The organism is Salipiger marinus, assembly GCF_900100085.1.
In the GTDB taxonomy this organism is placed as follows: domain Bacteria; phylum Pseudomonadota; class Alphaproteobacteria; order Rhodobacterales; family Rhodobacteraceae; genus Salipiger; species Salipiger marinus.
On record NZ_FNEJ01000001.1, the window covers coordinates 300,849 to 325,389 of the forward strand.

Sequence of the window (24,541 nt, forward strand, 5' to 3'; positions counted from 1 at the left end):
TGGAATGGATCTTATCGCCGATATCCTGCTTGCCGCAGGCGCTCTGGGCGCCGGATTCTACTGTTTCGTGCTGTCGCGCCGCCTGACACGCTTCACCGATCTGGAGCAGGGTGTGGGCGGCGCCGTCGCCGTTCTGTCGGCACAGGTGGATGACCTGACCCGGACGCTGGCCGCCGCGCAGGCTGCCGCAGGCACCAAATCGGCGGCACTGGCCGAAGCCACGCAGCGCGCCGAAGACGTGGCCCGAAGGCTGGAGCTCATGCTCGCCGCCATGCATGACCTGCCCACCGCGGATCCGGCGCCTCCGCCCGTGGCCGATCCGGTGTTCTTCCGCCATCCGCGCGGGGCGGCCTGATGCGCTGGCGGGTGCCTGGGAAAAGCCGGGGCCGCACCCGGGGCGTTCTGGCGGTGATCGGCGGGCTGATGGTCGCCTCTGCACTTGTGCGGCTCGGCGCCGGCACGGCGGAGGCGCTGGAAGAGATGGCACCCGGCAGGGAGACCACCACCGCCGCTCCCGGCCAGACGGTGGGTGACTGCGTGAATGACGAGGGGCTGACCCCGGTACTGGAGGCGCTGCAGACGCGCGAAGACCGGCTGGCGCAGCGGGAGGCTGACCTGCGCACAAGGCTGCAGGCGCTTTCCGTGGCGGAGACCGAAATCGACCGCAAGATGGCCGCCCTGCAGACGGCGGAAGAGCGGCTGCGCGCCACGCTGACCATGGCGCAGACCGCTGCGGATGATGACGTGGCGCAGCTGACGCAGGTCTATGCGGCGATGAAGCCAAAGCAGGCCGCCGCGCTCTTCGAGGAAATGGATCCCGACTTTGCCGCAGGCTTTCTGGGACGGATGCGCCCGGACGCCGCTTCGGCCATCCTTGCCGGGCTGACCCCCCAGAAAGCCTATACCATCAGCGTCATCCTCGCCGGGCGCAACGCCGATGCGCCCAGAGAGTAAGCGCGGCCTAGGTTACCCGGCGGGCGAAACCCGCGCAGCAAAGGCCTCGATCTGGGCGGCGGGCAGCGCGCCCGCCTGCCGCGCCGCCTCCTTGCCCCCGGCAAAGGCGATCATCGTGGGAATGCCCCGGATGCCGAACCCCGCAGAGACCTGCGGGTGGTCTTCGGTGTTCAGCTTCACCAACCGCGCCCGCCCGCGCAGCCCCGCCGCAGCCTTGGAAAACTCCGGCGCCATCATCCGGCAGGGGCCGCACCACGGCGCCCAGAAATCCACCACCAGCGGCAGGTCGTCAGTGCGGATGGCCTTCTGCAGCGTGACCGGGTCGATGTCCCGGGCCTTGCCCTCCAGCAGCGCGGCGCCGCAGACGCCGCATTTTGGCCCGGACGCAAGCCGGGTTTCGGGCAGCCGATTGGTCTGACCGCAGTCCAGACACACAAGTTTGACCATGATGCCTCTCCAGACATATCTTTCCGGACATATATGTGACCCTAACGCCATCGCGACAACACCTTGGGCAATTGCCCCATTGCTTTCGCGACAGGCAGACCGACAATGACACAGCTTTAAAAGACGAAACGAGCCAGACCATGATCACCCGACGCCGATTTGTTGCCACGGCCACCGCCGGGGCGGCGCTTGCTGCCGCGGCGCCCGCCCATGCTTTCGAGGTGGAAAAGCGCTATCGTCCGCAGCAGGTGCGCATGCGCAGCGACCTTCAGCCCGGCCAGATTCTGATCCTGCCGCGAGCCCATTTCCTGTATTACGTGACCGGCCCCGGCGAGGCGCTGCGCTATGGCGTCGGCGTCGGCAAGGCCGGGCTGGAATTCACCGGTGATGCGATCATCCAGGTGAAAAAGGAATGGCCCACATGGCGCCCCACCATGGAGATGATCGAGCGCGAGCCAGACACCTATGGCCGGTTCAAGGACAATGACTATGTCCAGCCCGGCGGTCCCGGCAACCCGCTGGGCGCCCGCGCGCTGTATCTGTTCCAGAACGGGCGCGACACGTTCTACCGCATCCACGGCACCACGGTGCCCGAATCGATTGGCCGCTCCGTGTCGAACGGCTGCATCCGCATGCTCAACGACCATGTGATCGACCTGTATGAACGGGTGCCCGTGGGCACTCCGGTGACCGTGCTGTGATCGTTGCGGGGCAGAGATGGGCGGTGAACCGCCCGTCGCGCCCCGGAGCACAGCCCTTTTGCCGGATCGTCCCCGCATTTTAACGCTTCGTTAACTGGCCGAAATCATACCAGAACGGCGCCACAATCAGGCCAGAATGGGACTCTAGCGGTAAAGGTGCACAGTCAGACATGGCACAGGCAGGGCACGCGATGGGCACTTTGACATTTCTCGTCGGCAGCACGCTGGGCTTTTTTGCGGCGGTGGTGTCGTGGCTGTTTCTGGGAATGCCCCTGCTCAATGCCGTCGGCTTCTATCTGGCCTCCAGCCTTGTTCTCGGCGCGCTGCCGCTTCTGGGCTGCCTGCTGCGCAAGCGGCGGGAGGATGGCCTGCCGCTTGCCGCGCATCACTGACTGCCCTTACTCCTGCGCCTGCGCGATCAGCGCCTCCACCGCCGGGCCCATAGCTTCCACAATCTGCGCCACGCCCTCGGCATTGGGGTGGATGTTGTCGGGCTGCATCACCGCGGACATGTCGGCGGGCATCGCGCCCTCCACCCGCAGCCCTTCGAAAAAATCCTCGAACAGCAGCGTGTCATGCGCCTGCGCCAGATCCGGATAGATGGCATCGAAGCTCTGCTTGAACTCGGTGCCATAATTGCCCGGCGCCGTCATGCCCACCAGCAGCACCGGCAGGTTGCGCGTCTCCGCCTCCTGCAGGATGCCCTCCAGATTGGCGCGCGAGGTTTCGGGCGGGATGCCGCGCAGCAGGTCATTGCCCCCCAGCGCCACGATCATCGCGTCGATCTCGGGCGACAGCGACCATGCGACGCGCGACAGCCCGCCCGCCGTGGTGTCCCCCGACACGCCGCCATTGACCAGCCGCACCTCATGACCGCGCGCCTCCAGCCATGCGCGCATCTGCGGCACGAAGCCCTCCTGTTCGGCCAGCCCGTAACCTTGGGTCAGACTGTCGCCAAGCGCCAGAATATCCACGCCTTCCGCCTGTGCCGGAACCGTGAGGCCCAGCAGCACCAGCGCTGTCTTGCTGAGGCGCGCAAAGGCCCCATATGTCACCAAACCCCTCATGACCCGGATCTTTTCCTCCATGCCTGACCCCATCATTGCCCTAGAAGATGTGACCCTCAAGCTCAGGGGCAATGCCGGCCCGGTCGAAATCCTGCACGGGCTGACCATGCAGGTCCACAAAGGCGAGACTCTGGGCCTTGTCGGGCCGTCCGGTTCGGGCAAAAGCTCGCTGCTGATGGTGATGGGCGGGCTGGAGGCCGCGACCAGCGGTCAGGTGCGGGTGCTGGGGCAGGATCTGACCCGGATGGACGAGGACCGCATGGCCCGGTTCCGCCGCGATCACATGGGCGTGGTGTTCCAGTCCTTCAACCTGATCCCGACCATGACCGCGCTGGAAAACGTGGCGACCCCACTGGAACTGGCGGGCGCGCCTGATGCTTTTGACCGGGCGCGCGCCGAACTCGACCGGGTAGGGCTTGCCTCGCGAAGCGATCATTACCCCGCGCAGATGTCGGGCGGCGAACAGCAGCGCGTGGCGCTGGCGCGCGCTTCGGCGCCACGTCCGCAGATCCTGCTGGCGGACGAACCGACCGGCAATCTGGACGGCAGCACCGGGCAGGCGATCATGGATCTGCTGTTCGGGCTGCGCGACGATCACGGCGCCACGCTGGTGCTGGTCACCCATTCCCGGCAGCTGGCCGACCGCTGCGACCGCGTGGTGCGGCTGACCGACGGGCGCATCGACGACGCGCTGGCGAGGGCGGCGGAATGAGCCTGCGCATCGCGGCGCGGCTGGCCCGGCGCGAACTTCGGGGCGGCCTGCGCGGTTTCCGCATCTTTCTGGCCTGTCTTGCACTGGGGGTGGCGGCCATCGCGGGGGTGGGGTCGGTCCGGACCGCCATCGAACAGGGGCTGTCGGATCAGGGCGCGGTGCTGCTGGGGGGCGATGCGCAGGCGGAATTCACCTATCGCTTCGCCACGCCCGAGGAACGCGGCTGGCTGGAGGAGATCTCCACCGACCTGTCGGAGATCGCCGATTTCAGATCCATGGCCACGGTCACCCGGGAGGGCGAGACCGAACGCGGGCTGACGCAGGTCAAGGCGGTGGACGAGGCCTATCCGCTGCTCGGCCAGATGGAGCTTGACCCGCCGCAGCCGCTGTCCGAGGCGCTGGCAGGGGGCGATCTGCCCGGCGCGGTCATGGCCCCGGTGCTGGCCGACCGGCTGGGGCTAAGCCCCGGCGACAGCTTCCGGCTGGGAGAGCAGGAGTTCACCCTGTCGGCGGTCATCCTGCGCGAACCGGATGATGCGGGCGACGGGTTCGGGCTGGGCCCGCGCACGCTGGTGGCGACGTCGGCACTGGCGGAAAGTGGTCTGCTGGCTCCCGGATCGCTCTACGAGACGCAGTATCGCCTGCTGCTGCCGCCCGGCAGCGATCTGGACGCGCTGAAGGCCGAGGCCGAGACGCGCTACCGCGACAGCGGCGTGCGCTGGCGCGATGCCCGCAACGGCGCGCCGGGAATTTCCCGCTTCGTCGACCGGCTGGGGCGGTTTCTGGTGCTGGTGGGCCTGTCGGGCCTCGCCGTGGGCGGCATCGGCGTGTCGGCGGCGGTGCGGGCCTATCTGGCGTGCAAGACCTCCGTCATCGCCACGCTGCGCACGCTTGGCGCCTCGCGCAACACGATCTTTCTGACCTATTTCCTGCAGATCGGCGCCCTGTCGCGGCTGGGCATCGCGCTGGGGCTGCTGCTTGGCGCGGCGATCCCGCTGGTCTTTGCCCCGATCATCGCCAGCGCCCTGCCGGTGCCGGTGGTCTTTACCGTCTATCCCGGCCCGCTGCTGGAGGCGGCGCTTTATGGCCTGCTGACCGCGCTGGTCTTTACGCTCTGGCCCTTGGCCCGCACCGAAGAGGTGCGCGCCGCCACCCTGTTCCGCGATGCCATGGACAGCGCCCGCGGCCTGCCCGCGCCGCGCTACCTGATCGCCACCGCGCTGCTGCTGGCGCTGCTGGTGGGGGTGGCCGCGCTGTTCTCCGGCGATGCGCGCGTCACGCTCTGGACGGCGGGCGGGCTGCTGGCGGCGCTGGTGATCCTTGCGCTGGCGGCCTCCGGCATCCGCTGGCTGGCGCATCGCGCCGCCCCCGCCGCGCGCGGACGGCCCGCGCTCCGCTGGGCGCTGGGGGCCATCGGCGGGCCGCGCGACACCGCTGCCTCGGTGGTGCTGTCGCTGGGGCTGGGCCTGTCGGTGCTGGCCGCCATCGGCCAGATCGACGGCAACCTGCGCTCCGCCATCAGCCGCGACCTGCCCGAAGTGGCGCCTTCGTATTTCTTTGTCGACATCCAGCCAAACCAGATCGACGGCTATCTGGACCGGCTGGCAGGCGATCCCGCCGTGGGCCGGGTCGACACCGCGCCCATGCTGCGCGGCGTCATCACCCGCATCAATGGCCGCCCGGCGCAGGAGGTGGCGGGCGATCACTGGGTGGTGCGTGGCGACCGGGGCATCACCTATGCCGCCACCCCCGACGACCGCACCACCGTCACGGCGGGCACATGGTGGCCCGAGGATTACAGCGGCGCGCCGCAGATCAGCTTCGCCGCCGAAGAAGCCGAGGAACTGGGCCTCAGCCTTGGTGACGAGATCACCGTCAACATCCTTGGCCGCGACATCACCGCCACCATCACCAGCTTCCGCGAGGTGGATTTCTCCACCGCCGGAATCGGCTTCGTGATGACGCTCAATCCCGCAGCGCTGGCGGGCGCGCCGCATACCTTCATTTCCACCGTCTATGCCGAGCCCGAGGCCGAGGCGCAGATCCTGCGCGATCTTGCCAATGCCTATCCCAACATCACCGCCATCCGGGTGCGCGACGCCATCGACCGGGTCAGCGAACTGCTGGAAGGCATCTCTGGCGCCGTGCGCTGGGGCGCCGCCGCCACGCTGCTGACCGGCTTTCTGGTGCTGATCGGGGCAGCGGCGGCAGGCGAAGGCGCGCGCACCTACGAGGCGGCGGTGCTGAAGACGCTGGGCGCCTCTCGCGCGCGCATCCTGCAAAGCTTCGCGCTGCGCTCGGCGCTCCTGGGGGCGGCGGCGGGCATCGTGGCGCTTGGCGCGGGGATCCTCGGGGGCTGGGCGGTCAGCGTCTTCCTGATGGAGACGTCGTTTGCGGTGGTCTGGTCCTCGGCACTTGGCATCGTGGCGGGCGGCGTGGTGGCCACGCTGCTGGCCGGGCTCGCCTTCGCCTGGCGTCCGCTCGCCGCGCGGCCCGCGCAGGTGCTGCGGGCGCGGGAATAGCGGTCTTGCGCCCGCCGCGCGGGACTGGCACTTCACACCCGACCCAAAGGCTGCCAAGGACGGACCCATGACCGACTCCCTGCCCATGCCGATTTCGGCCCCGCTGACACAGGCGCAACGCACGACCATCCTCAATCTGGTGCGCCGCGCGGCCCGGTCCGAAATCCTGCCCCGCTTCCGCGCGCTGGATCCCTCCGACATCGCGGAAAAATCGGGGCGACACGATCTGGTGACCGCCGCCGACAAGGCCGCCGAGGCGATGATCACCCGCGGCCTGATGCGGCTCTTTCCCCATGCGCTGATCATCGGCGAGGAACATGTGGCCAGCCATCCCGAGGTGCTGGACAAGGTGGCGGATGCCGAGCTGGCCTTCACCATCGATCCGGTGGACGGCACATGGAATTACGCGCAGGGCCTCGCCACCTTCGGCGTGATCCTGTCGGTGCTGCGCTTCGGCACGCCGGTCTTCGGGATGATCTACGACCCGGTGATGGATGACGTGGTGCTGGCCGAAACCGGCGGTCCAGCCGAGATGCTGCTGCCAAAACGCCGTCTGAAGCGGCGCTTGTCTGTCTCGGCGGGCGGAGCCCTGCAGGATCTCCACGGGTTCGTGCCGCTCTACAACCTGCCGCCCGAAAAGCGCGCCGAGGTTGCCGCACTCTATCCCCGGCTGGAGCGCGCGCATTCGCTGCGCTGCTCGGCGCATGAGTTCCGGCTTTTTGCCCAAGGCTCGGTGGATTTTGTGCTTTCGGGGCGGCTGACCCCCTGGGATCACGCCGCAGGCGCGCTGATCGCGCGCTGCGCCGGGGGCCATGTGGCGATGCTGGACGGCTCGGAATACAACGCCGCAAAACGCGAGGGCTACCTGCTGGTCGCCGCCACCCGATCCGCATGGGACGATCTGCGCGACGCCTTCTCCATGCTGCTGGATCCCGCCCCCGCAGACTGAGCGTCACAAAGCCTTCGGCTTGCCTCCGGCGGGGATATTTTTACCAAGAAGAAGAGCACGGTCCGCTCTTTCTTCTTGGCTCAAATATCCCGGGGAGCGCGAGGGGCTGGCCCCTCGCTCCCGCGCTCAGGTCATTCCGCAGCCTCGGCATAGGCGCTCATCGGCGGGCAGGTGCAGACAAGGTTGCGGTCACCCCAGACATTGTCCACCCGGTTGACGGGCGGCCAGTATTTGTCGACCCGGAAGGCGCCCGGGGGGAAGCAGCCCTGTTCGCGGGAATAGGGGCGGTCCCAGTCGCGCACCAGATCTTCCATCGTGTGCGGCGCGTGTTTCAGCGGGTTGTTGTCGCGGTCGGCGCGGCCTTCTTCCACCGCGCGGATTTCCTCGCGGATGGCCAGCATCGCGTCGCAGAAGCGGTCCAGTTCGGCCTTGGTCTCGGATTCCGTGGGTTCCACCATCAGCGTGCCTGCCACGGGCCAGCTCATCGTGGGCGCGTGGAAGCCGCAGTCGATCAGCCGCTTGGCCACATCCTCCACCGTCACGCCCGCGCTTTTCTCGAAGGGCCGGATGTCGAGGATACATTCATGCGCCACCCGGCCTGTGGGGCCGGTGTAAAGCACGGTATAGGCGCCCTCGAGCCGCTTGGCGATGTAATTGGCGTTCAGGATCGCGACCCGCGTCGCCTGCGTCAGCCCGGGCCCGCCCATCATCAGGATATAGCCCCAGGAAATCGGCAGCAGCGAGGGCGAGCCATAAGGCGCGGCAGAGACCGGCCCCGCCCCGCCCTGCTCCAGCGGATGGGCGGGCAGATGCGGGATCAGATGCTCTTTCACCCCGATCGGCCCCATGCCCGGGCCGCCGCCGCCATGCGGGATGCAGAAGGTCTTGTGCAGGTTCAGGTGGCTGACATCGCCGCCCAGATCGCCGGGGCGCGACAGGCCCACCATGGCGTTCATGTTGGCGCCGTCGATATAGACCTGCCCGCCATGCTCATGGGTGATGGCGCAGACCCCGCGCACGGTTTCCTCGAACACGCCATGGGTGGAGGGATAGGTGATCATGCAGGCCGCAAGCGCCTCGGCGTGCTTTTCCGCCTTGGCACGGAAATCGACGAGGTCGATGGAGCCTTTCTCGTCGCATTTCACCGGCACCACCTTCCAGCCCACCATCTGCGCGGAGGCGGGATTGGTGCCATGGGCATTGACCGGGATCAGGCAGACATTGCGCTGCCCCTGCCCGCGCGCCTTCTGCCATGCGGCGATGGTCAGCAGCCCGGCATATTCGCCCTGCGCGCCGGAATTGGGCTGCATGGAAAACGCGTCATAGCCCGTCACCTGACACAGCTTGTCGGACAGGTCGTCGATCATCTGCGTGTAGCCCTGCGCCTGATCGGCGGGGGCGAAGGGATGCAGCCCCGCAAATTCCGGCCAGCTGACCGGCATCATCTCGGCGGCGGAGTTGAGCTTCATCGTGCAGGAGCCAAGCGGGATCATCGCCCGGTCCAGCGCCAGATCGCGGTCGGCCAGACGGCGCATGTAGCGCATCATCTCGGTTTCGGCGCGGTTCATGTGGAAGATGTCGTGCTGCAGATAGGCGGTTTCGCGCAGCAGCGCTTCGGGCAGGCGGTAATCGGGGGCAAAATCCTCGTCCTTGCGCAGCAGGCCGAAGGCGCGCCAGACCGCCTCGATGGTGGCGGGGCGGGTCGCCTCGTCCAGCGTGATGCCAACCCGGGTTTCGCCGACGCGGCGCAGGTTCACACCCTCTTTCACCGCAGCGCGCAGAACGCCTTCCTGCAGCAGGCCCACATCCACGGTCAGGGTGTCGAAGAAGGTCGCAGGTTCCACCTTGAAGCCTGCCGCCTCCAGCCCGCGGGCCAGCCGCACGGTCTTGCGGTGGATGCGCTGCGCGATGGCGCGCAGCCCGTCAGGGCCGTGGAACACCGCGTAAAAGCCCGCCATCACCGCCAGCAGCGCCTGCGCGGTGCAGACGTTCGAGGTGGCTTTTTCGCGGCGGATATGCTGTTCGCGGGTCTGCAGCGACAGGCGGTAGGCGCGGTTGCCATGGCTGTCGATGGACACGCCGACGATCCGCCCCGGCATGGAGCGTTTATAGGCGTCCTTGGTCGCCATATAGGCGGCATGCGGGCCGCCATAGCCCAGCGGGATGCCAAAGCGCTGGGTGGAGCCCACGGCGATGTCGGCCCCCATCGCGCCCGGCTCTTTCAGCAGGCACAGCGCCATGATGTCGGCGGCCACGATGCCGATGGCGCCCGCCTCGTGCAGCGCCGCCATGTCGGCGCTGAGATCGCGCAGATGGCCAAGGGTGCCGGGATACTGGAAGATCGCGCCGAAGACGCGGCCCGGATCCAGCGTGTCGGGCGCGCCCACGATCAGCTCGATCCCCAGCGGTTCGGCGCGGGTCTTCATCACGGCGATGTTCTGCGGGTGGCAGTTCTCATCCACGAAGAACGCCTTGGCCTTTGATCCGGCGACCCGCTGCGCCATCGTCATCGCCTCGGCGCAGGCGGTCGCCTCGTCCAGCAGCGACGCATTGGCGATGTCGAGCCCGGTCAGGTCACTGACCATGGTTTGGTAGTTCAGCAGCGCCTCCAGCCGGCCCTGGCTGATTTCCGGCTGATAGGGGGTATAGGCGGTATACCATGCCGGGTTTTCGAAGATGTTGCGCTGGATCGCGGGCGGCGTGACGGTGCCGTGATAGCCCATGCCGATGAGCGAGGTCAGCACCTTGTTCTTCGACGCCACCTCGCGCAGGTGGAACAGCATCTCGCGTTCCGACATGGGCTTGCCAAAGGCCAGATCCTCGTCCTGCCGGATGCCTGCGGGCACGGTGTCCGCGATCAGCGCCTCTAGGTCGCTGACGCCCAGAACCTTGAACATCTGCGCCATTTCCTTGGGCGAAGGCCCGATATGGCGGCGGTTGGCAAAATCGTAAGGCAGGTAATCGGTGGGCGTGAAGGGCATCTTGGATCCGTCCCGGATAAGCGCGGCAGGGGCACGGCTCTGCCGCACCCGGTGGCGAAGGGGGGGAGAACGGCGGCGGGCCAGATGCCGCGCCGCCGTCGCGGCTCAGCCGATGAAGTCCTTGTATTCGGCTTCATCCATGTAATCGTCGAGATCCGACATGTCCTCGATCTTCATCTTGAAGAACCAGGCGTCGCCCTCGGGGTCGTCATTGACCTTGCCGGGGTTGTCGGCGATGGCGGTGTTGACCTCCACGATCTCGCCATCAAGCGGCGCGAGGATGTCGGACGCGGCCTTGACCGATTCGATCACCACCACCTCGTCATCCTTGCTGACCGTGGTGCCCTCTTCGGGCAGTTCCACGAACACCACGTCGCCCAGCTGTTCGGCGGCATGGCTGGTGATGCCCACCACCACAACATCGCCTTCGACGCGCAGCCATTCATGTTCTTCGGTAAATTTCATGGGTCTTCCCCGTTGTCTCAGCGTTTGTAAGTCTGTGTCACGAAGGGCATCACCACCACTTCGACCGGCAGTCGCTTGCCGCGCAACTCACCATAAACCATGGTGCCCGGTGTGGAATACGCGGCATCCACGTAACCCATGGCAATGGGCGTGCCGGTGCTGGGCCCGAACCCGCCAGAGGTGACCTGCCCCAGTGCCGCGCCGCCTTCGGCCTCGGCGTAAAGCGTCACACCTTCGCGCATCGGCGCCCGGCCCTCGGGGCGCAGGCCGACGCGGCGGCGCTGTGCCCCCTGCGCAAGCTCGGTCAGGATGCGGTCGGCGCCGGGAAATCCGCCCTCCCGGGCGCCGCCCGCGCGGCGCAGCTTCTGGATGGCCCAGCCCAGCCCCGCCTCGGCGGGGGACGTGGTGCTGTCGATGTCATGGCCATAAAGGCACAGCCCCGCCTCCAGCCGCAGCGAATCGCGCGCGCCAAGGCCAATGGGCTCCACCTCCGGCGCCTTAAGCAGGGCGCGGGCCAGATCGGCTGCCGCGGCCTCGGGCACCGAAATCTCGAACCCGTCCTCGCCGGTATAGCCGGAGCGGGAAATCCAGCACTCCGCCCCCAGCAGATCGACCGTTGCCACATCCATGAAGCGCATGTCGCGCACGGCGGGGTTGAGCCGGGCCAGCACGGCCTCGGCCTCGGGGCCCTGCAGCGCCAGCAGCGCGCGGTCGGTCAGCGGGCGCACGGTCACGCCCTGCGGTTCCAGCCCGGCGCGCAGCCGGGCGATGTCCGCGCCCTTGCAGGCGGCGTTGACCACAAGAAACAGATGGTCGCCGCGATTGGCGATCATCAGGTCATCCTCGATGCCGCCCGCGTCATTGGTGAAAAGTGCGTAGCGCTGGCGGCCCTCTTTCAGCCCGGCCACATCCACGGGCACCAGCGTTTCCAGCGCAAGCGCCAGCTGTTCCGGGGCGGCGCCGTCAAGGATCACCTGCCCCATATGGCTTACATCGAACAGGCCCGCTGCGGCGCGGGTGTGCAGATGTTCCTTCAGCACGCCAAGGCGGTACTGCACCGGCATGTCATAGCCAGCAAAGCCCACCATCTTTGCACCCAGATCAAGGTGCAGGCCGTGCAGGGGCGTGCGGTCAAGAGTCTCCATGCGCTCCACATCCTCTGGCCCGGATGCGGCAGTCTGCCCCCCGGACATTTCCCGCGCAGGGACCATCCCCGCGCCTGAAATGCCCCCTCTGTCCGTCAGCCTGAGATCGTTATCCCTTCGGCGGGCGCCTGCGCGCCACTCTCCAGAGTTTTTGGTCCCGCGAAGGTCCTTGAGCCTGAGAGTTTCCGGGGCGGTTGCTCCTTCGGCACCGGCAAGCCGGTTCTCCCATCGCAGTGGCCAAACGCTACGACAGTTGCCGCAGCTCTGCAAGATCGGTCGGGCGGCGGAAGGCGCGGCAGGCGCCCGCAGGCGCGAGAATGTCCATCAAAGCGGCATTGTCGCAGACCAGCGCATCCAGAGTGACCGGATCCAGCGTGGCGTAAAAGGCCTGCGCGGCATCGCTCAGCGCCACCCGCAGCCGACAGGCGTCGGTCAGCGGGCAGGTGTTGTCCACATCGGCAAAACATTCCGCCAGAGGCACCGGCGCCTCCAGCAGGCGGAACACCTCGCCGATGCGGATCTGCGACGCGGGCCGCGCCAGTTCCAGACCGCCCCGGCGGCCGCGATGTGTGGCCAGAAAGCCCAGCTGCGCCAGCTGGTTGATGATCTGCGCCAGATGGTTTTCCGACGCATTGCAGCGATGGGCGATTTCCGCTTTGGTCACGAGGCGGCCCGTGTTGGCGGCGCAGTGCATCAGCACGCGGACCGCGATATTGGTTCTCTTGGTGACGCGCACGGCGGAATCCTCGCAATCGGGTTACAGGGAAATACATACAGCCTGCAGGAAACAGCGATTTGACTTGCATCAATCACAGGCCAGACAACGGCCCCGGACGGGCAGACAGGACGCAGACGGCATGAGCGAGGCTTACTTTTTCGGCTACGGATCCTTGGTGAACCGCAACACCCATGGCTATGCGCCCTGCCACACCGCCCGCGCCACCGGCTGGCGGCGGACTTGGGCGCGGATGGCGGACCGCCCGCTGGCGATCCTGACCGTGGTGCCGGATCCGGATTCCGAAATCGAAGGCCTGATCGCCCCCGTGCCCCCCGAAGGCTGGGCGCTGCTCGACCTGCGCGAGGCTGCCTATCTGCGCCGCGACGCGCTGCCCTGCGTCAGCCATGCCTGTGACGGCGTGGCGCAGCTGGCGATCTATGCCGTGGATCCGGCGCTGATCCTGCCGCCCGATGCCGGGCATCCCCTGCTGCTCAGCTATCTGGATGTGGTGCTGCAGGGCTATCTGCGGGAATACGGCCCCGCCGGGGCGGAGCGGTTTCTGGACACCACCACCGGCTGGGCCACGCCGGTTCTGGATGACCGTGCGCAGCCCGTCTATCCCCGCGCCCAGACCCTGACCGCCGAGGAGCGCGCCTTTGTCGATGATGCGCTGGTCCGGCTTGGCGCAAGGATCACCGCCTGATGCTGTCGCGCCCGATCCTGATGCTGAAGCGGCTGTCGCAGAAGCTGGGCGTGCGCGTGCTGGCGGGATCCGTGCTGGCGCTGATCGCCGTGGCGGTGGCGCCGCTGTTTGACACGCTGATCCCCGACAGCTGGAAAGACCGCTTCGGCGCCGAGGCGCTGCTGCCGATCCTCAACATCCTTGCCACCTCCATGCTGACGGTGACGACCTTTTCGCTGTCGGTCATGGTCAACGCCTTTCGCGGCGCCGCCAGTCAGGCCACGCCGCGCGCCTACCGGCTGCACCTGTCGGACAGCACCACGCAGACGACGCTGGCCACCTTTACCGGGGCTTTCCTGTTCTCGCTGACGGCGCTGGTGCTGTTCCGCGCCGAATTCTTTTCCGAAGCCACCAGCGTCGTGATCTTCGGGCTGACGGTGCTGTGGATCGCGGCGATCATCCTCGCCATCCTGCGCTGGATCGACCATCTGTCCCGGCTGGGCAGCATGGACAACACGCTGGAACGGGTGCAGGCGGGCGCGATGCCGCCGCTGCGCAACCTGATGGAACGCCCGGTGCTGGGGGCGACCGCGGTGCCTGCGGGCACGACACCCCCCGACCATGCCCGCGCCCTGCCCGCCCCCGCAGGCGGTCATGTGCAGTATATCGACATGTCGCGACTGGAAGAATGTCTGGACAAGGCGCAGGCGGTGCTGCTGATCACCGCCACCCCCGGCACGCATCTGATCGACGGCGCGACGCTGGGCTGGGTTTCCGGCGGCAATGCCGATCCGGAGCAGCTGGCGGGCTGTTTCACCATCGGCGCGCAGCGCACCATGGAACAGGATGCACGCTACGGGCTGACCGTGATGAACGAGATCGGACTGCGCGCGCTCTCCCCCGGCATCAACGATCCCGGCACCGCGATCGAGGTGGTGCGGCGGCTGACCCGGATGCTGGCCAGCCTTTCCCCCTCGCGCACGGCGGTGGCGGAGTTTCCGCATGTGCAGATGGTCACGCTGGATCCTTCCGACCTGCTGCAGGACGGGTTCGATTCGCTGATCCGCGCCGGGGCATCGCAGCCGGAACTGGTGGCCAGCGTGCTGGAGGCCATGGTGGTGCTGCGCGGATCGGGCTGGCCCGCGCTGGCCGAAGCCGCCGCCCGCACCCGCGAGTATATGCTGGCCCATGCCGATGCCGCCCTGACGGTCGAGGCCGACCGCCACTGGCTGCAGCGCAAGGCGGCGGACTCGGCCTAGGAGGTCACGTTCCGCGCCGGGATGGTCTGCAGCAGCGGCATCACATCGGCCATTTCCGGGCCCCGATCGAGCCCGGTCAGCGCCCGGCGCAGCGGCATGAACAGCCCCTTGCCCTTGCGCCCGGTCTGCGCCTTCACCGCCTGAGTCCATTCGCCCCATGTGTCGCGGGTGAACGGGCCCTCGGGCAGCAGCGTCATGGCTTCGGCCACGAAGGCGAGATCCTCGTCGGCGATCAGCGGCTCCGCCCCTTCGGAGAAAAGCTGCCACCAGCCCGCCAGATCCTTGCGGGTCTGGATGTTTTCGCGCGTGACGGTCCAGAACAGATCGGCCTTGTCGGCAGGAACCCCCAGCGCCGCGATCTCGTCCGCAATGGCCTCGAGCGGCAGCTGGTGCAGCTTGCGGGCGGTCAGCGGATACAGATCCTGCACGTCGAACTTGGTGGGGGCGGCGCCGAACTGCGACAGCTCGAACCCGTCGGCGATCTCGTCCAGCGACAGGCGCAGCTCCACCGGCTGGTTCGACCCCAGCCGCGCCATCAGGCTCAGCAGCGCCTCGGGTTCGATCCCCGCCTCGCGCAGGTCGCGGATCGACAGCACGCCCAGCCGTTTCGACAGCGATTCGCCCTGCGGCCCGGTCAGCAGCGAGTGATGCGCAAAGCCGGGGGCGGTGCCCCCCAGCGCCTCGATGATCTGGATCTGCGTAGCGGTGTTGGTCACATGGTCGGAGCCGCGCACGATATGGGTGACCCCCATGTCCATGTCATCGACCACCGAAGCCAGCGTATAAAGGATCTGCCCGTCGCCCCGGATCAGCACCGGATCCGACACCGAAGCCGCATCGATGGAAATCGGGCCAAGGATACCATCGGTCCAGTCGATGCGCTGCTGGTCCAGCTTGAACCGCCAGACACCCGCGCCGCGTTCGGCGCGCAGCTTGTCCTTGTCCGCCTCGGACAGCGCCAGCGCGGCGCGGTCATAGACCGGCGGCTTGCCCATGTTCAGCTGCTTCTTGCGCTTCAGATCCAGCTCCACCGGCGTCTCGAACGCCTCATAGAACCGGCCCATGCCGCGCAGGTCGTCGGCGGCGGCGTGATAGCGGTCCAGCCGCGCGCTCTGCCGTTCGGTCTTGTCCCAGTGCAGGCCCAGCCATTCAAGGTCGCGCTTGATGCCGTCGACATATTCTTCCTTGCTGCGCTCGGCATCGGTGTCGTCGATGCGCAGGATGAAGGTGCCGCCGGACTTGCGCGCGATCAGGTAGTTGAACAGCGCGGTGCGGAGGTTGCCCACATGGATGTGGCCAGTGGGCGACGGAGCGAAACGGGTGGTGGTCATCAGAGCCTCCTGCAGGTGCGATGGCCATTTCACAAGCGCGGCGGTTTGTCCAGTTCGCGGGCTCTTGGCGTGGCGCGGCGGGGGTGCGATGCTGCGCCCATGACCGACATCCTGACCATCACGCTGAACCCCGCGCTGGATCTGTCCACCACCACCGACCGCGTGGTGCCGGGGCTGAAACTGCGCTGCGACCCCGTGGCCGCCGATCCCGGCGGCGGTGGCATCAATGTGGCCCGCGTCGCCGCCGAACTGGGCGGCAGCGCCCGCGCCTTTGTCGCCCTTGGCGGCCCCACCGGCGAGCGGCTGGCCGCAGCGCTGGAGGATCTGGGCCTGCCCATGGTGCGGATGCAGTCCCCCGGCGAGACGCGGGAAAGCCTTGCCGTGCATGACCGCGCCACAGGCGGGCAGTTCCGCTTCGTCATGCCCGGCCCGGACTGGACGCCAAACGACGTGGACGAGGCGCTGCGCGCCATCGCCTGCGCCGTTCCCCCGGGCGGCATCGTGGTGCTCAGCGGCAGCCAGCCCCCCGGCGTGCCGGTGGAGTTTCCCACCCGGCTCTGCGCCGCGCTGGCAGAGCGCGGCGCGCGGATCATCGTCGACACCTCCGGCCCGGTGCTGGCGCGACTGGCGCAGGGCACCGATCCCGCCCCCGCCGTGCTGCGCATGGACAGCGCCGAGGCCGAAGAGCTTGCGGGCCGGGATCTGGTCAGCCGGGCGGACTCCGCCGGGTTTGCCGCCGAGCTTGTGGCACGTGGCGCGGCGGAGCGGGTGATCGTGGCGCGCGGCCCCGACGGGTCGGTGATGGCGGGGCCAGACGGGCTGTGGCAGGTCGACGCCGCCAATGTCACCGTGCTGTCGGCGGTGGGGGCAGGCGACAGCTTTGTCGGCGCCTTCGCCTTTGGTCTCGCCGAAGGGCGGCCCGCGCCAGAGGCGCTGGCGCTGGGTGCCGCTGCCGCCAGTGCCACCTGCACCACGCCCGGAACCCAGCTCTGCACCCGGGACATGGTGCTGGACATGCTGCCGGGCTGCGGCGCCAGCCGGATCACATCCCCCTCCGGCTAGCCGGAAGGGGCTATGGCGCAGGGCTCAGGCGACTGCCGCCGCCTGCGCCGCATGCAGCTGCAACCGGACCATGGTCTGGTTCAGCAGGATATAGGCGATTTCGCCAAAGGTTGCGGGTCCGGTGAAGCTGCCCGTGCTTTTCGATTCCATCTCGCCATACAGGAAGTTGAGGATGCAGTTGCAGGACAGCTCCTGCCGCCCGTCGCCCTTTGCCCGCTCGGCGAAGATGGTGGCGTAATCCCCGGGGCTGCGCGCGATCCGGTAGCTGGTGCCCGCGACCACCGGCGCATAAAACGCAACACCCTCACCGGGCGTGACCGACTGGAACGAGGCATTGACCAGCGCGCCGGCATAATTGGCCACCAGCGGCAGGCGGGTATCCAGCCCCTGCGCCGTGACCCAGTCGGCAAAATCGACCTCGGCCCCGTCGACATGCGCCATCCGGACCTTGAAGCCGCTCTCGGAGAAGGTGATCTCCTGTCCGTCCATATCCTGTTCGAACAGGTTCAGGATGTCGATGTCGGCCACGCGGTCCGCACGCAGCGCGACATGCAGCACCATGGCCCCATCTTCAAAAACCAGTCCGCGGCTGCCGTCGAAGACCTTTGGCGTGACCCGCCCCAGATCATCAAGATGCACGCCGGTCACCCAGCCCATCACCGGCTGGTCGAACAGGCCGGGATATTCCGCGCCATGCAGGGCGAACTCCTCATGCGCCTTGCTGAAGGCGGGCAGCAGGATCACCGAAAGCCCGTTGTCATACCGGCCCATGGTCAGGCTGGGCAGATCCTCGCCCTGGTAATGCACCGGCCGGGCTTCCTGCGCCGCGTCGAGTTCGGTGACAAACAGGTTCTCCCTGTCGATGCGCCCGCCGGTTTCGGTCATGAAGTAGACCGAGGTGCCACCGATCCAGCGCCCCTTCGGCAGATGCGACAGCGCCTCTTCGGATCCCGCGATCACAAGCACCGCCCCCGCGTCGATCCGGGCTGCGGCCTCTGCGGGGGTCATCATGGAATTTTTCATGCAAAAGCCTTTCAGAACAGAGCGATGTCTTTGGCGGCGAAGCTGTTTTTCTGGAAATATGCCTGCAGTTCGGCAATCTTTCCGGGCAAGTCCTGCGGCTTGGCCTTCACCTCGCGGCGAAGCCGGGTCAGCAGGATCTTGGTGGCCAGAATGCCGCCGGCAAGCTCGGTCTCGGACATGAGAACCCGCTTCCAGCAGGGGTTGGACACATCTGGAATCATCAAAATCTCCTCCTCTGCGATTGGCAGAGGCTTAAAGGCGATTCCCTAATATCTCGCAAAACGCAGATTTGATGACCTCGGGCGCTGCGGGCTCTGGTCCTGTCACGCAACCGCGATAGGTTCGCCGCAGGGTGGCGCAGACCGCCCGCCGCTTCAGAGAGGATACCCATGTTCCAGAACCACAAGATCACCCGCCGCACCGCCCTGTCCGGGGCTGCCGCCCTGCCCTTTGGCGCCACGCTGGCCGCCAGCGCCGGTTCCGCGCAGGCGCAGGCCGCCGCACAGGGCGCGCAGGTGCCGCGGGTCTACCGCGTCACGCTTGGCGAGTTCGAGGTCACCGCGATGATGGCAGGCACCCGCACCGTGCCCGATCCGCATGGCACCTTCGGCCTGAATGTCAGCGACGAGGAATTTGCCGAAGTGTCGGAGGCGGCGCATCTGCCCACCGACAAGGCGCAGTTCTTCTTCACGCCGACGCTGGTCAATACCGGATCGGATCTGGTGCTGTTCGACACCGGGCTCGATCCTGCTGGCATCACCGCCGCAGTGGAAGCGGCGGGCTATGCGCCCGGCGATGTCACGCAGGTGGTGCTGACCCATATGCATGGCGACCATATCGGCGGGCTCTCCGATGGCAGCGCCCTGACCTTCCCCAATGCCGCGCTGGTGACCGGGCAGGCGGAATACGACCATTGGGCGGGCACGGACAACGAAGGCTTTGTCGGCAAGGTGAAACCCTTTGCCGAGCAGTTCAGCTTTCTGGAGGACGAGGGCAGCGTGACCTCGGGGATCACCGCCGTGGCGGCGCCGGGGCATACGCCGGGCCATATGGGCTTCCGGCTGGAAAGCGGCGGGCAGCAGATGATGCTGATCGCGGATCTGGCCAACCATTACGTGTGGTCGCTGGCCCATCCCGACTGGGAGGTGCGGTTCGACATGGACAAGGCGCAGGCCGCCGCGTCGCGGCGCCGGGTGCTGGACATGCTGGCGGCGGAGCAGATGCCCTTCATTGGCTATCACATGCCCTTCCCTGCCTTGGGCTATGTGGAGACGGCAGGCAACGGCTTCCACTATGTGCCCCACAGCTACCAGCTGCTGATGGACTGAGCCCGGAGCCGAGGCGCGGCTGCGGGCCTGACCCGCGGCGGGGAAGGGTGAGGGTTTGCGCCGCGCCTTCGGCGCGTCGCCCGGTCTGGCGCGCAGGCTCTGGTCCTGCACCGCAAGCCCATCCGGCCTGACAGGGGAGGTATGGCGCCGCGCCGAAGGCGCGTCGCCGGGCGGGGGCGGCGGCGGCCCTGCGGGCCGCCGCCGCCCCCGTCACCCCCTTGGCACAGGGTCAGCGAAACGCCGGACCATGGGCCCAGATGGTGAGGGAGAAGCGCTCGCCCCCGGTCACCGGCGTGACCCGGTGCAGCAGGTAGGACGGGAACAGCGTCGCCTGCCCGCGGCTGCGCACCGCCGTCACCACATGGTTCGACGGCATCACCTCCAGCCCGCCGCCCTCGTAAGCGTCGGGTTCCGACAGCTGCACCACCATGGTCAGCTTGCGCCGGGAGGCAAGCCGCCCTTCGCCCACATCGGAATGCCAGTCGAAATGGCCCTCGCGTTCGGCGCCATAGCGGGCGACCTGCGCGCTTTCGTCGAACGCGTCCAGATCGAAGCCATAGGTGTCGCGGTTGGCCTGCCGCACCAGATCGATGATCCGGTCCATCACCCAGCCGGTCTCTGGCACGTCGTCCAGCCAGACCAGATCGGCGCGGCGCAGGTTATGGGCGCGCTGCTGGCCGACCAGCCGGGCGTCGGAGGCCTCTGCCCCGCGGGCGATCTCGATCAGGCGGCTGCAGTCGGTTTCGGAAAAGGCGTCGGGAATGCTGTGGACGGTGATCATGGGACGGGCTCCTGTCAGGAGGGCGGAGCTAGCCCCCTGCCCGCCGGGGCGCTGCGCCATTTGCGACAGAATCTGCGGAAACCGACATCTCCTTTTCGTGAACGCGCCCCTTCCCTGAGCCGCCCCGCCACGCCATATGGCAGGCATGTCAGACCCAGATCTTGCCGCCTTCGAGGGCATGGCCCGCGCCACGCTCGACACCCTGCCCGACCCCTTCCGCGCTGCGGCGCGCGACGTGGTGCTGCGCGTCGAGGACTGGCCGCCCGCCGAGATCCTGCGCGAGATGGAGATCGACGATCCGCTGGATCTGACCGGGTTGTACGATGGCATCCCGATGACCGAAAAATCGCCAAGCTGGCCCGCCCCCTATCCGGACACGGTCTGGATCTTCCGCGAACCGATCCTGCAGGAATGGCGCGACCGGGGCGACGTGACGCTGGAGGATCTGGTGGCCCATGTCACGGTGCATGAATTTGCGCATCATTTCGGCTGGTCCGACGATGACATCGCCACCATCGACCGCTGGTGGGAATAGCGCCGCTTAGCCCGGATCGCGCCAGCGGTGGGCGATGGGATAGCGGCGGTCCTTGCCGAAGGCCCGGGGTGACAGCCGCGCCCCCGGCGGGGTGAGGGCGCGCCCGCCTTCACCCCGATGCAGCAGATCCGCCACCTGCAACGCCCCGGCGCGGTCAAAACCCGCCGCCACGCAGTCGGCGACGGAGCCGTCCCGGTCGACAAGGATCTGCAGGATGCCGTCCAGCACCGGGCCTTCGGGCAGGGCATGGTGGCCGGTCTGGGCTGCGCGTGGGGCGGCGAGCAGCCCCACCGGGATGGGGGCATGATCCGGCCCGCTCATCCACGGCCGGTGCTGCGCGTTGCGCCAGCGGCAGATGTCGAAGATCCGGGTCTGATACAGATCCTTGATCGGGTTGTAGCCGCCCGCCACGGCGCCATGGGCGGTCGCCTCGCCAATCGCCAGCGCGGTCTTGCTGCAGGGGGTCAGCAGCCTCTCGCCGAACCCGGTCGACAGCGCCCCCAGCAGCAGCGCGCGCAGGCGGGGCTGCAGGGACTCCCCGGCCAGACCGGGCCCGGCGCTGCCCAAGAGCGGCGCAAGCGTGGCGGTCAGCGCGGCCTGCGCCCCGTCCACGGGCAGGACATCGCAGCGGCAGCCCAGCGCCCCTGCGCAGGCCCCGGCCTCCTCAAGCGCGGCGGCGGGGCTATGCTCTGACGGCAGCAGGACGCAGCGCACCTGCTCCGCGCCCAGCGCATCCACCGCGATGCTGACCGCCAGCGCGGACCCCGCCTCCCCCGACAGGCCCAGCAGCACGCGGTCTTGGCCGGTCTTGCGGCAGTGATCGCGCAGCGCCAGCACCATGGCGTGATAGTCCTGCTCCAGATCGTCGGGACGCGGCACGAACACGCCCTCCGCCGCGCGCCAGCCTTCGGGGCTTCGGAACAGATCCAGATGGGCCACGGCTTCCTCGAAGACCGGCAGCTGCAGCACCGCCTGCCCGCCGGGGTTGAGCACGAAGGATCCGCCTTCGAAGATCTGGTCGTCCTGACCGCCCACCATGTTAAGATAGACCAGCGGCAGCCCGGTTTCGATGCCGCGGGCCACCATATGGGCAAGCCGGATGTCCTGCCCGCCCCGCTGATAGGGCGCGGCATCGGGCACCAGCAACAGCTCTGCCCCGGTTTCGGCGAGGGTTTCGGCCACATCCTCCTCCCATGCATCCTGCCCGATGGGCGAGCCCAGACGCAGCGTGCCCAGCGCGTAGGGGCCGCCGATGGGGCCGCTGTCAAAGTGGCGGCTGTCCTCGGACGGCCCGAGGTGATGCCGGAAGACAGAGGCGGTGACGCGCCCGCCGGAACAGACAAGATAGGCGTCATATCGCCGGGGGCCGTCGATCCACGGGCAGCCCATGGCCAGCGCCGGGCCCTCCGCGCAGTCGGCGGCAAGTTGCCGGGCCGTGTCCATGCAGGCCTGCGTGAAGGCGGGGCTGCGCAGCAGATCCTGCGCATTCCCGCCCGAAAGGAAGAGTTGCGGCAGCGCCACCAGCTGGGCGCCCGCCGCGCGGCCCTGCTGCCACGCGCTGCGCGCCCGGGCGGCATTGCCCGCCAGATCGCCCGTGATGGGGTTGAGCTGCGCCATGGTCAGGCGGAAACGGTCGGCCATCGGCGCTGGTCCTTCTGGTCACTTCCGCGTGCCGACATAGCAGAACGGCGCCGGAGGAAAAGCAGCGGCGGGCAAAAGAGATTGTCAGCAAAGAGGCGGTTGTTTACGTTCCGGTGCAAACTCCAGAGGCATATGGCAAGGAACGCGCATGAAGATCGCAGGCAGAACGATCCTCCCGCTGGCCACAGCACTTGCCTTGGCCACGACGCTGGCCGCGCAGGACGGCGAGATCGTCACCAAGCAATATGACGATGGCGGCGTCTACGAGGGCAGCTTTCAGGACGGGCTGCAGCACGGCACCGGCACCTACCGGCTGCCCAACGGTTATGAATATGACGGCGACTGGGTCGAGGGCGAGATCCGGGGCCGGGGCACGGCCCGCTTTCCCAACGGTTCGGTCTATGAGGGCGATTTTGCCAAGGGCAAGCCCGAGGGCACCGGCCGCATCGTCTTTGCCGATGGCGGCACCTATGACGGCAGCTGGCTCGACGGCAAGATCACCGGCAGCGGCGTGATGCAATATGCCAACGGCATGCGCTACGAAGGCGCGTTCCGCAACGCGCTGCATCACGGGCGCGGCACGATGACCGGCCCCAACGGCTATGAATATGACGGCGACTGGGTCAACGGCGTCAAGGAAGGCAATGCCGTCATCACCTATCCCGACGGCTCGGTCTATGAGGGCCGGGTGGCCAATGGCCTGCGCGATGGCCGGGGCACGCTGACCATGCCCGACGGGCTGGTCTACGAAGGCATGTGGCGCGGCGGCCAGATCGACGGCGTGGGCAAGCTGACCCAGCCCAATGGCGACATCTACGAGGGCGATCTGGTGGATGGCCGCCGCGAAGGTCAGGGCCGGGTCACCTATGCCAATGGTGACAGCTACGAAGGCAGCTTCGACAATGACCAGCGGCAGGGCAGCGGCACCTTCCGGGGCGCCGATGGCTATGTCTACGACGGCAACTGGGTCGCGGGCCAGATCGAGGGCGAAGGCACGGTGACCTATCCCGACGGTTCGGTCTATACCGGCAGCTTTGCCAATGTCCTGCCCAACGGCACCGGCAAGATCACCTATCCCGACGGCTCCACCTATGAGGGCGACTGGGTCGATGGCGTGATCGAGGGGCGCGGCACCGCGCGCTATGCCAACGGGCTGGTCTATGAGGGCAGCTTTCGCAACGCCCGCAATCACGGGCAGGGTGTCATGACCTATCCCGACGGCTACCGCTATGACGGCGAATGGCAGGACAACGAACGCCACGGTCAGGGCACCGCCACCTATCCCGACGGCACTGTCTATACCGGCGCCTTCCGCGACGGGCAGCGCCATGGTCAGGGCGAGATCGTGATGCCCGACGGGTTCCGCTATGTCGGGTCGTGGGCCAGTGGCGAAATCGAGGGTCTGGGCACCGCCACCTATGCCAATGGCGATGTCTACGAAGGCACCTTCCGCGATGGCAAACGTCAGGGCGAGGGCACCATGCGCTATGCCACCGGCGAAGAAACCTCGGGCGACTGGGTGAATGGCGTGCTGACCACCGCCACCCCGGTGGAGGGCGCCGAGCCGGACGCCGAGGCGGGAGCGGGCTCCGAAGAGGCGGCGCCCGACACGCCAGAGACGCCGCAGGACTAGGCGGGCGCGCACCGGGCTTTGCCCCCGGGCCGGAACGGGCTAGTCTGCCCGTCTTGGAACCGGACATATCAGGGAGGTCACCATGATTTCACGCCGCATCTTTGCCGGGCTCTGCGCCGGGCTGCCGCTTGTCGCCGCCGCCAGCCGTGGCACGGCCCAGCCTGCGGGCTATGGCACGCAGAAGGTGGTCTATCACATCAACGAGTCGGGCGGAGACGAGAACCGCGCCTATCGCGGCGCCCTGCAGAACGTGCAGAACCACATCAACGCCGTGGGGGCGGAGGCCATCGAGGTGCAGGTGGTGATGCATGGCAACGGGCTGGGCTTGCTGCAGGCCGCGCTGGAGGATACCGGGCTGCAGACCGTGGTCGGCGGGCTGAAATCGCAGGGCGTGCGCTTTGTGGTCTGCAACAACACGCTGGCCGGGCGCGACATCGACTATTCCAGCGACCTTTATGACGTCTGGGAAGACGACATCGTGCCCTCGGGCGTGGCGGAACTGTCGAAGCTGCAGATGGCGGGCTTCACCTATATCAAGCCCTGAGACCAGCGCCGGAGGGGCTCTGCCCCTCCTATTCCCTGCGGGGGGCTCTGCCCCTCCCGGC

Annotated in this window: 25 protein-coding genes and 1 riboswitch; of the genes, 14 read left to right on the top strand and 11 right to left on the bottom strand. The window is 67.8% G+C overall.

Translation table 11 applies throughout. The features are described 5' to 3' along the window. Positions 1 to 4 precede the first annotated feature (4 nt). Entirely contained in the window at positions 5 to 355 is a 351-nt protein-coding gene (locus BLR51_RS01535; RefSeq protein ID WP_089842701.1) for a hypothetical protein, read from the top strand. Further along, entirely contained in the window at positions 355 to 954 is a 600-nt protein-coding gene (locus tag BLR51_RS01540; RefSeq protein ID WP_089842705.1) for a MotE family protein, read from the top strand. The genes BLR51_RS01535 and BLR51_RS01540 overlap by 1 nt, the downstream gene beginning before the upstream one ends. 12 nt (positions 955 to 966) lie before the next feature. Here the strand turns inward: BLR51_RS01540 and trxC are convergent, their stop codons facing one another. Beyond that, on the bottom strand, positions 967 to 1,401 hold the full coding sequence (trxC, locus tag BLR51_RS01545) for a thioredoxin TrxC (protein WP_131821774.1): 435 nt from the start codon (positions 1,399 to 1,401) through the stop codon (positions 967 to 969). Between the two features lie 140 nt (positions 1,402 to 1,541). Between trxC and BLR51_RS01550 the strand changes: the two genes are divergently transcribed. Next, positions 1,542 to 2,102 carry a L,D-transpeptidase gene (locus tag BLR51_RS01550; RefSeq protein WP_089842709.1) on the top strand — a complete coding sequence of 187 codons (561 nt, stop codon included), beginning with the start codon at positions 1,542 to 1,544 and terminating at the stop codon, positions 2,100 to 2,102. Between the two features lie 191 nt (positions 2,103 to 2,293). Next, positions 2,294 to 2,494 (top strand): hypothetical protein, encoded by a 201-nt coding sequence (locus BLR51_RS01555; protein ID WP_089842712.1) that lies wholly within the window; start codon positions 2,294 to 2,296, stop codon positions 2,492 to 2,494. A 6-nt stretch (positions 2,495 to 2,500) separates the two neighbouring features. Here the strand turns inward: BLR51_RS01555 and BLR51_RS01560 are convergent, their stop codons facing one another. Continuing rightward, positions 2,501 to 3,169, bottom strand: coding sequence for an arylesterase (locus tag BLR51_RS01560; protein WP_089842717.1), 669 nt, complete (start codon positions 3,167 to 3,169; stop codon positions 2,501 to 2,503). A gap of 19 nt (positions 3,170 to 3,188) precedes the next feature. Between BLR51_RS01560 and BLR51_RS01565 the strand changes: the two genes are divergently transcribed. From BLR51_RS01565 to BLR51_RS01575, 3 genes are all read left to right on the top strand, one after another. Then, positions 3,189 to 3,881 (top strand): ABC transporter ATP-binding protein, encoded by a 693-nt coding sequence (locus BLR51_RS01565; RefSeq protein ID WP_089842981.1) that lies wholly within the window; start codon positions 3,189 to 3,191, stop codon positions 3,879 to 3,881. After that, positions 3,878 to 6,403, top strand: coding sequence for an ABC transporter permease (locus tag BLR51_RS01570; protein WP_089842720.1), 2,526 nt, complete (start codon positions 3,878 to 3,880; stop codon positions 6,401 to 6,403). The genes BLR51_RS01565 and BLR51_RS01570 overlap by 4 nt, the downstream gene beginning before the upstream one ends. A 67-nt stretch (positions 6,404 to 6,470) precedes the next feature. Next, positions 6,471 to 7,352 carry an inositol monophosphatase family protein gene (locus BLR51_RS01575; protein WP_089842723.1) on the top strand — a complete coding sequence of 294 codons (882 nt, stop codon included), beginning with the start codon at positions 6,471 to 6,473 and terminating at the stop codon, positions 7,350 to 7,352. Positions 7,353 to 7,483: 131 nt separating this feature from the next. Here BLR51_RS01575 and gcvP read toward each other — a convergent pair whose 3' ends face one another. The 4 genes from gcvP to BLR51_RS01595 all read right to left on the bottom strand — a co-directional run bounded on the left by gcvP (position 7,484) and on the right by BLR51_RS01595 (position 12,679). Continuing rightward, entirely contained in the window at positions 7,484 to 10,333 is a 2,850-nt protein-coding gene (gene gcvP, locus BLR51_RS01580; protein ID WP_089842727.1) for an aminomethyl-transferring glycine dehydrogenase, read from the bottom strand. 105 nt (positions 10,334 to 10,438) lie between these two features. Then, the gene (gene gcvH, locus BLR51_RS01585; RefSeq protein WP_089842731.1) at positions 10,439 to 10,798 is read right to left on the bottom strand and encodes a glycine cleavage system protein GcvH; all 360 of its coding nucleotides are present in this window, start codon (positions 10,796 to 10,798) and stop codon (positions 10,439 to 10,441) included. 17 nt (positions 10,799 to 10,815) lie between these two features. Then, entirely contained in the window at positions 10,816 to 11,943 is a 1,128-nt protein-coding gene (gene gcvT / locus BLR51_RS01590) for a glycine cleavage system aminomethyltransferase GcvT (RefSeq protein WP_089842734.1), read from the bottom strand. A gap of 153 nt (positions 11,944 to 12,096) precedes the next feature. After that, a riboswitch (glycine riboswitch) is annotated at positions 12,097 to 12,181 on the bottom strand. Positions 12,182 to 12,187: 6 nt separating this feature from the next. Then, complete coding sequence (locus tag BLR51_RS01595) at positions 12,188 to 12,679, bottom strand: RrF2 family transcriptional regulator (RefSeq protein ID WP_089842737.1); 492 nt, start codon at positions 12,677 to 12,679, stop codon at positions 12,188 to 12,190. Positions 12,680 to 12,800: 121 nt separating this feature from the next. Here BLR51_RS01595 and BLR51_RS01600 point away from each other — a divergent pair, with 121 nt between their 5' ends. Then, the gene (locus tag BLR51_RS01600; protein ID WP_089842740.1) at positions 12,801 to 13,364 is read left to right on the top strand and encodes a gamma-glutamylcyclotransferase family protein; all 564 of its coding nucleotides are present in this window, start codon (positions 12,801 to 12,803) and stop codon (positions 13,362 to 13,364) included. Beyond that, a complete protein-coding gene (locus BLR51_RS01605) occupies positions 13,364 to 14,602 on the top strand; it encodes a DUF2254 domain-containing protein (protein WP_089842743.1) in 1,239 nt (412 codons plus the stop codon). Before BLR51_RS01600 ends, BLR51_RS01605 begins: the two co-directional genes overlap by 1 nt. Here the strand turns inward: BLR51_RS01605 and gltX are convergent. After that, entirely contained in the window at positions 14,599 to 15,933 is a 1,335-nt protein-coding gene (gene gltX, locus BLR51_RS01610; protein WP_089842746.1) for a glutamate--tRNA ligase, read from the bottom strand. The two genes, BLR51_RS01605 and gltX, sit on opposite strands and share 4 nt — an antisense overlap. Before the next feature lie 99 nt (positions 15,934 to 16,032). Between gltX and BLR51_RS01615 the strand changes: the two genes are divergently transcribed. Beyond that, the gene (locus BLR51_RS01615) at positions 16,033 to 16,995 is read left to right on the top strand and encodes a 1-phosphofructokinase family hexose kinase (protein ID WP_089842749.1); all 963 of its coding nucleotides are present in this window, start codon (positions 16,033 to 16,035) and stop codon (positions 16,993 to 16,995) included. Positions 16,996 to 17,019: 24 nt separating this feature from the next. On the opposite strand, the gene BLR51_RS01620 is transcribed toward BLR51_RS01615, so the two are convergent. Then, positions 17,020 to 18,006 (bottom strand): DUF6976 family protein, encoded by a 987-nt coding sequence (locus tag BLR51_RS01620; RefSeq protein WP_311135826.1) that lies wholly within the window; start codon positions 18,004 to 18,006, stop codon positions 17,020 to 17,022. Between the two features lie 23 nt (positions 18,007 to 18,029). Then, entirely contained in the window at positions 18,030 to 18,197 is a 168-nt protein-coding gene (locus tag BLR51_RS01625; protein ID WP_230794784.1) for a hypothetical protein, read from the bottom strand. Positions 18,198 to 18,407: 210 nt separating this feature from the next. Between BLR51_RS01625 and BLR51_RS01630 the strand changes: the two genes are divergently transcribed. Continuing rightward, positions 18,408 to 19,346: an MBL fold metallo-hydrolase gene (locus BLR51_RS01630; protein ID WP_089842760.1), complete on the top strand. Its 939-nt coding sequence runs from the start codon at positions 18,408 to 18,410 to the stop codon at positions 19,344 to 19,346. Between the two features lie 229 nt (positions 19,347 to 19,575). Here the strand turns inward: BLR51_RS01630 and BLR51_RS01635 are convergent, their stop codons facing one another. After that, positions 19,576 to 20,127 (bottom strand): 2OG-Fe(II) oxygenase, encoded by a 552-nt coding sequence (locus BLR51_RS01635; protein ID WP_089842764.1) that lies wholly within the window; start codon positions 20,125 to 20,127, stop codon positions 19,576 to 19,578. 145 nt (positions 20,128 to 20,272) lie between these two features. Here BLR51_RS01635 and BLR51_RS01640 point away from each other — a divergent pair, with 145 nt between their 5' ends. Further along, entirely contained in the window at positions 20,273 to 20,662 is a 390-nt protein-coding gene (locus BLR51_RS01640) for a metallopeptidase family protein (RefSeq protein WP_089842986.1), read from the top strand. A gap of 6 nt (positions 20,663 to 20,668) precedes the next feature. Here BLR51_RS01640 and BLR51_RS01645 read toward each other — a convergent pair whose 3' ends face one another. Beyond that, positions 20,669 to 22,303 (bottom strand): nitrilase-related carbon-nitrogen hydrolase, encoded by a 1,635-nt coding sequence (locus tag BLR51_RS01645; RefSeq protein ID WP_089842768.1) that lies wholly within the window; start codon positions 22,301 to 22,303, stop codon positions 20,669 to 20,671. Between the two features lie 148 nt (positions 22,304 to 22,451). Here BLR51_RS01645 and BLR51_RS01650 point away from each other — a divergent pair, with 148 nt between their 5' ends. Next, positions 22,452 to 23,936: an MORN repeat-containing protein gene (locus BLR51_RS01650; protein ID WP_089842771.1), complete on the top strand. Its 1,485-nt coding sequence runs from the start codon at positions 22,452 to 22,454 to the stop codon at positions 23,934 to 23,936. A gap of 82 nt (positions 23,937 to 24,018) precedes the next feature. Beyond that, positions 24,019 to 24,480, top strand: coding sequence for a DsrE family protein (locus BLR51_RS01655; RefSeq protein ID WP_089842775.1), 462 nt, complete (start codon positions 24,019 to 24,021; stop codon positions 24,478 to 24,480). Positions 24,481 to 24,541 lie beyond the last annotated feature (61 nt).

Bases quoted from the DNA above. Each gene is read 5' to 3' on its own strand.
- BLR51_RS01615 (WP_089842749.1), top strand. From the start codon at position 16,033: ATGACCGACATCCTGACCATCACGCTGAACCCCGCGCTGGATCTGTCC.
- BLR51_RS01650 (WP_089842771.1), top strand. From the start codon at position 22,452: ATGAAGATCGCAGGCAGAACGATCCTCCCGCTGGCCACAGCACTTGCC.
- BLR51_RS01645 (WP_089842768.1), bottom strand. From the start codon at position 22,303: ATGGCCGACCGTTTCCGCCTGACCATGGCGCAGCTCAACCCCATCACG.
- BLR51_RS01560 (WP_089842717.1), bottom strand. From the start codon at position 3,169: ATGAGGGGTTTGGTGACATATGGGGCCTTTGCGCGCCTCAGCAAGACA.
- BLR51_RS01565 (WP_089842981.1), top strand. From the start codon at position 3,189: ATGCCTGACCCCATCATTGCCCTAGAAGATGTGACCCTCAAGCTCAGG.
- BLR51_RS01575 (WP_089842723.1), top strand. From the start codon at position 6,471: ATGACCGACTCCCTGCCCATGCCGATTTCGGCCCCGCTGACACAGGCG.
- BLR51_RS01600 (WP_089842740.1), top strand. From the start codon at position 12,801: ATGAGCGAGGCTTACTTTTTCGGCTACGGATCCTTGGTGAACCGCAAC.
- BLR51_RS01605 (WP_089842743.1), top strand. From the start codon at position 13,364: ATGCTGTCGCGCCCGATCCTGATGCTGAAGCGGCTGTCGCAGAAGCTG.
- BLR51_RS01555 (WP_089842712.1), top strand. From the start codon at position 2,294: ATGGGCACTTTGACATTTCTCGTCGGCAGCACGCTGGGCTTTTTTGCG.
- gcvT (WP_089842734.1), bottom strand. From the start codon at position 11,943: ATGGAGACTCTTGACCGCACGCCCCTGCACGGCCTGCACCTTGATCTG.
- BLR51_RS01655 (WP_089842775.1), top strand. From the start codon at position 24,019: ATGATTTCACGCCGCATCTTTGCCGGGCTCTGCGCCGGGCTGCCGCTT.
- gcvP (WP_089842727.1), bottom strand. From the start codon at position 10,333: ATGCCCTTCACGCCCACCGATTACCTGCCTTACGATTTTGCCAACCGC.
- BLR51_RS01635 (WP_089842764.1), bottom strand. From the start codon at position 20,127: ATGATCACCGTCCACAGCATTCCCGACGCCTTTTCCGAAACCGACTGC.
- BLR51_RS01640 (WP_089842986.1), top strand. From the start codon at position 20,273: ATGTCAGACCCAGATCTTGCCGCCTTCGAGGGCATGGCCCGCGCCACG.
- BLR51_RS01620 (WP_311135826.1), bottom strand. From the start codon at position 18,006: ATGATGACCCCCGCAGAGGCCGCAGCCCGGATCGACGCGGGGGCGGTG.
- BLR51_RS01540 (WP_089842705.1), top strand. From the start codon at position 355: ATGCGCTGGCGGGTGCCTGGGAAAAGCCGGGGCCGCACCCGGGGCGTT.
- BLR51_RS01570 (WP_089842720.1), top strand. From the start codon at position 3,878: ATGAGCCTGCGCATCGCGGCGCGGCTGGCCCGGCGCGAACTTCGGGGC.
- BLR51_RS01625 (WP_230794784.1), bottom strand. From the start codon at position 18,197: ATGTCCGAGACCGAGCTTGCCGGCGGCATTCTGGCCACCAAGATCCTG.
- BLR51_RS01630 (WP_089842760.1), top strand. From the start codon at position 18,408: ATGTTCCAGAACCACAAGATCACCCGCCGCACCGCCCTGTCCGGGGCT.
- BLR51_RS01550 (WP_089842709.1), top strand. From the start codon at position 1,542: ATGATCACCCGACGCCGATTTGTTGCCACGGCCACCGCCGGGGCGGCG.
- gcvH (WP_089842731.1), bottom strand. From the start codon at position 10,798: ATGAAATTTACCGAAGAACATGAATGGCTGCGCGTCGAAGGCGATGTT.
- trxC (WP_131821774.1), bottom strand. From the start codon at position 1,401: ATGGTCAAACTTGTGTGTCTGGACTGCGGTCAGACCAATCGGCTGCCC.
- BLR51_RS01535 (WP_089842701.1), top strand. From the start codon at position 5: ATGGATCTTATCGCCGATATCCTGCTTGCCGCAGGCGCTCTGGGCGCC.
- gltX (WP_089842746.1), bottom strand. From the start codon at position 15,933: ATGACCACCACCCGTTTCGCTCCGTCGCCCACTGGCCACATCCATGTG.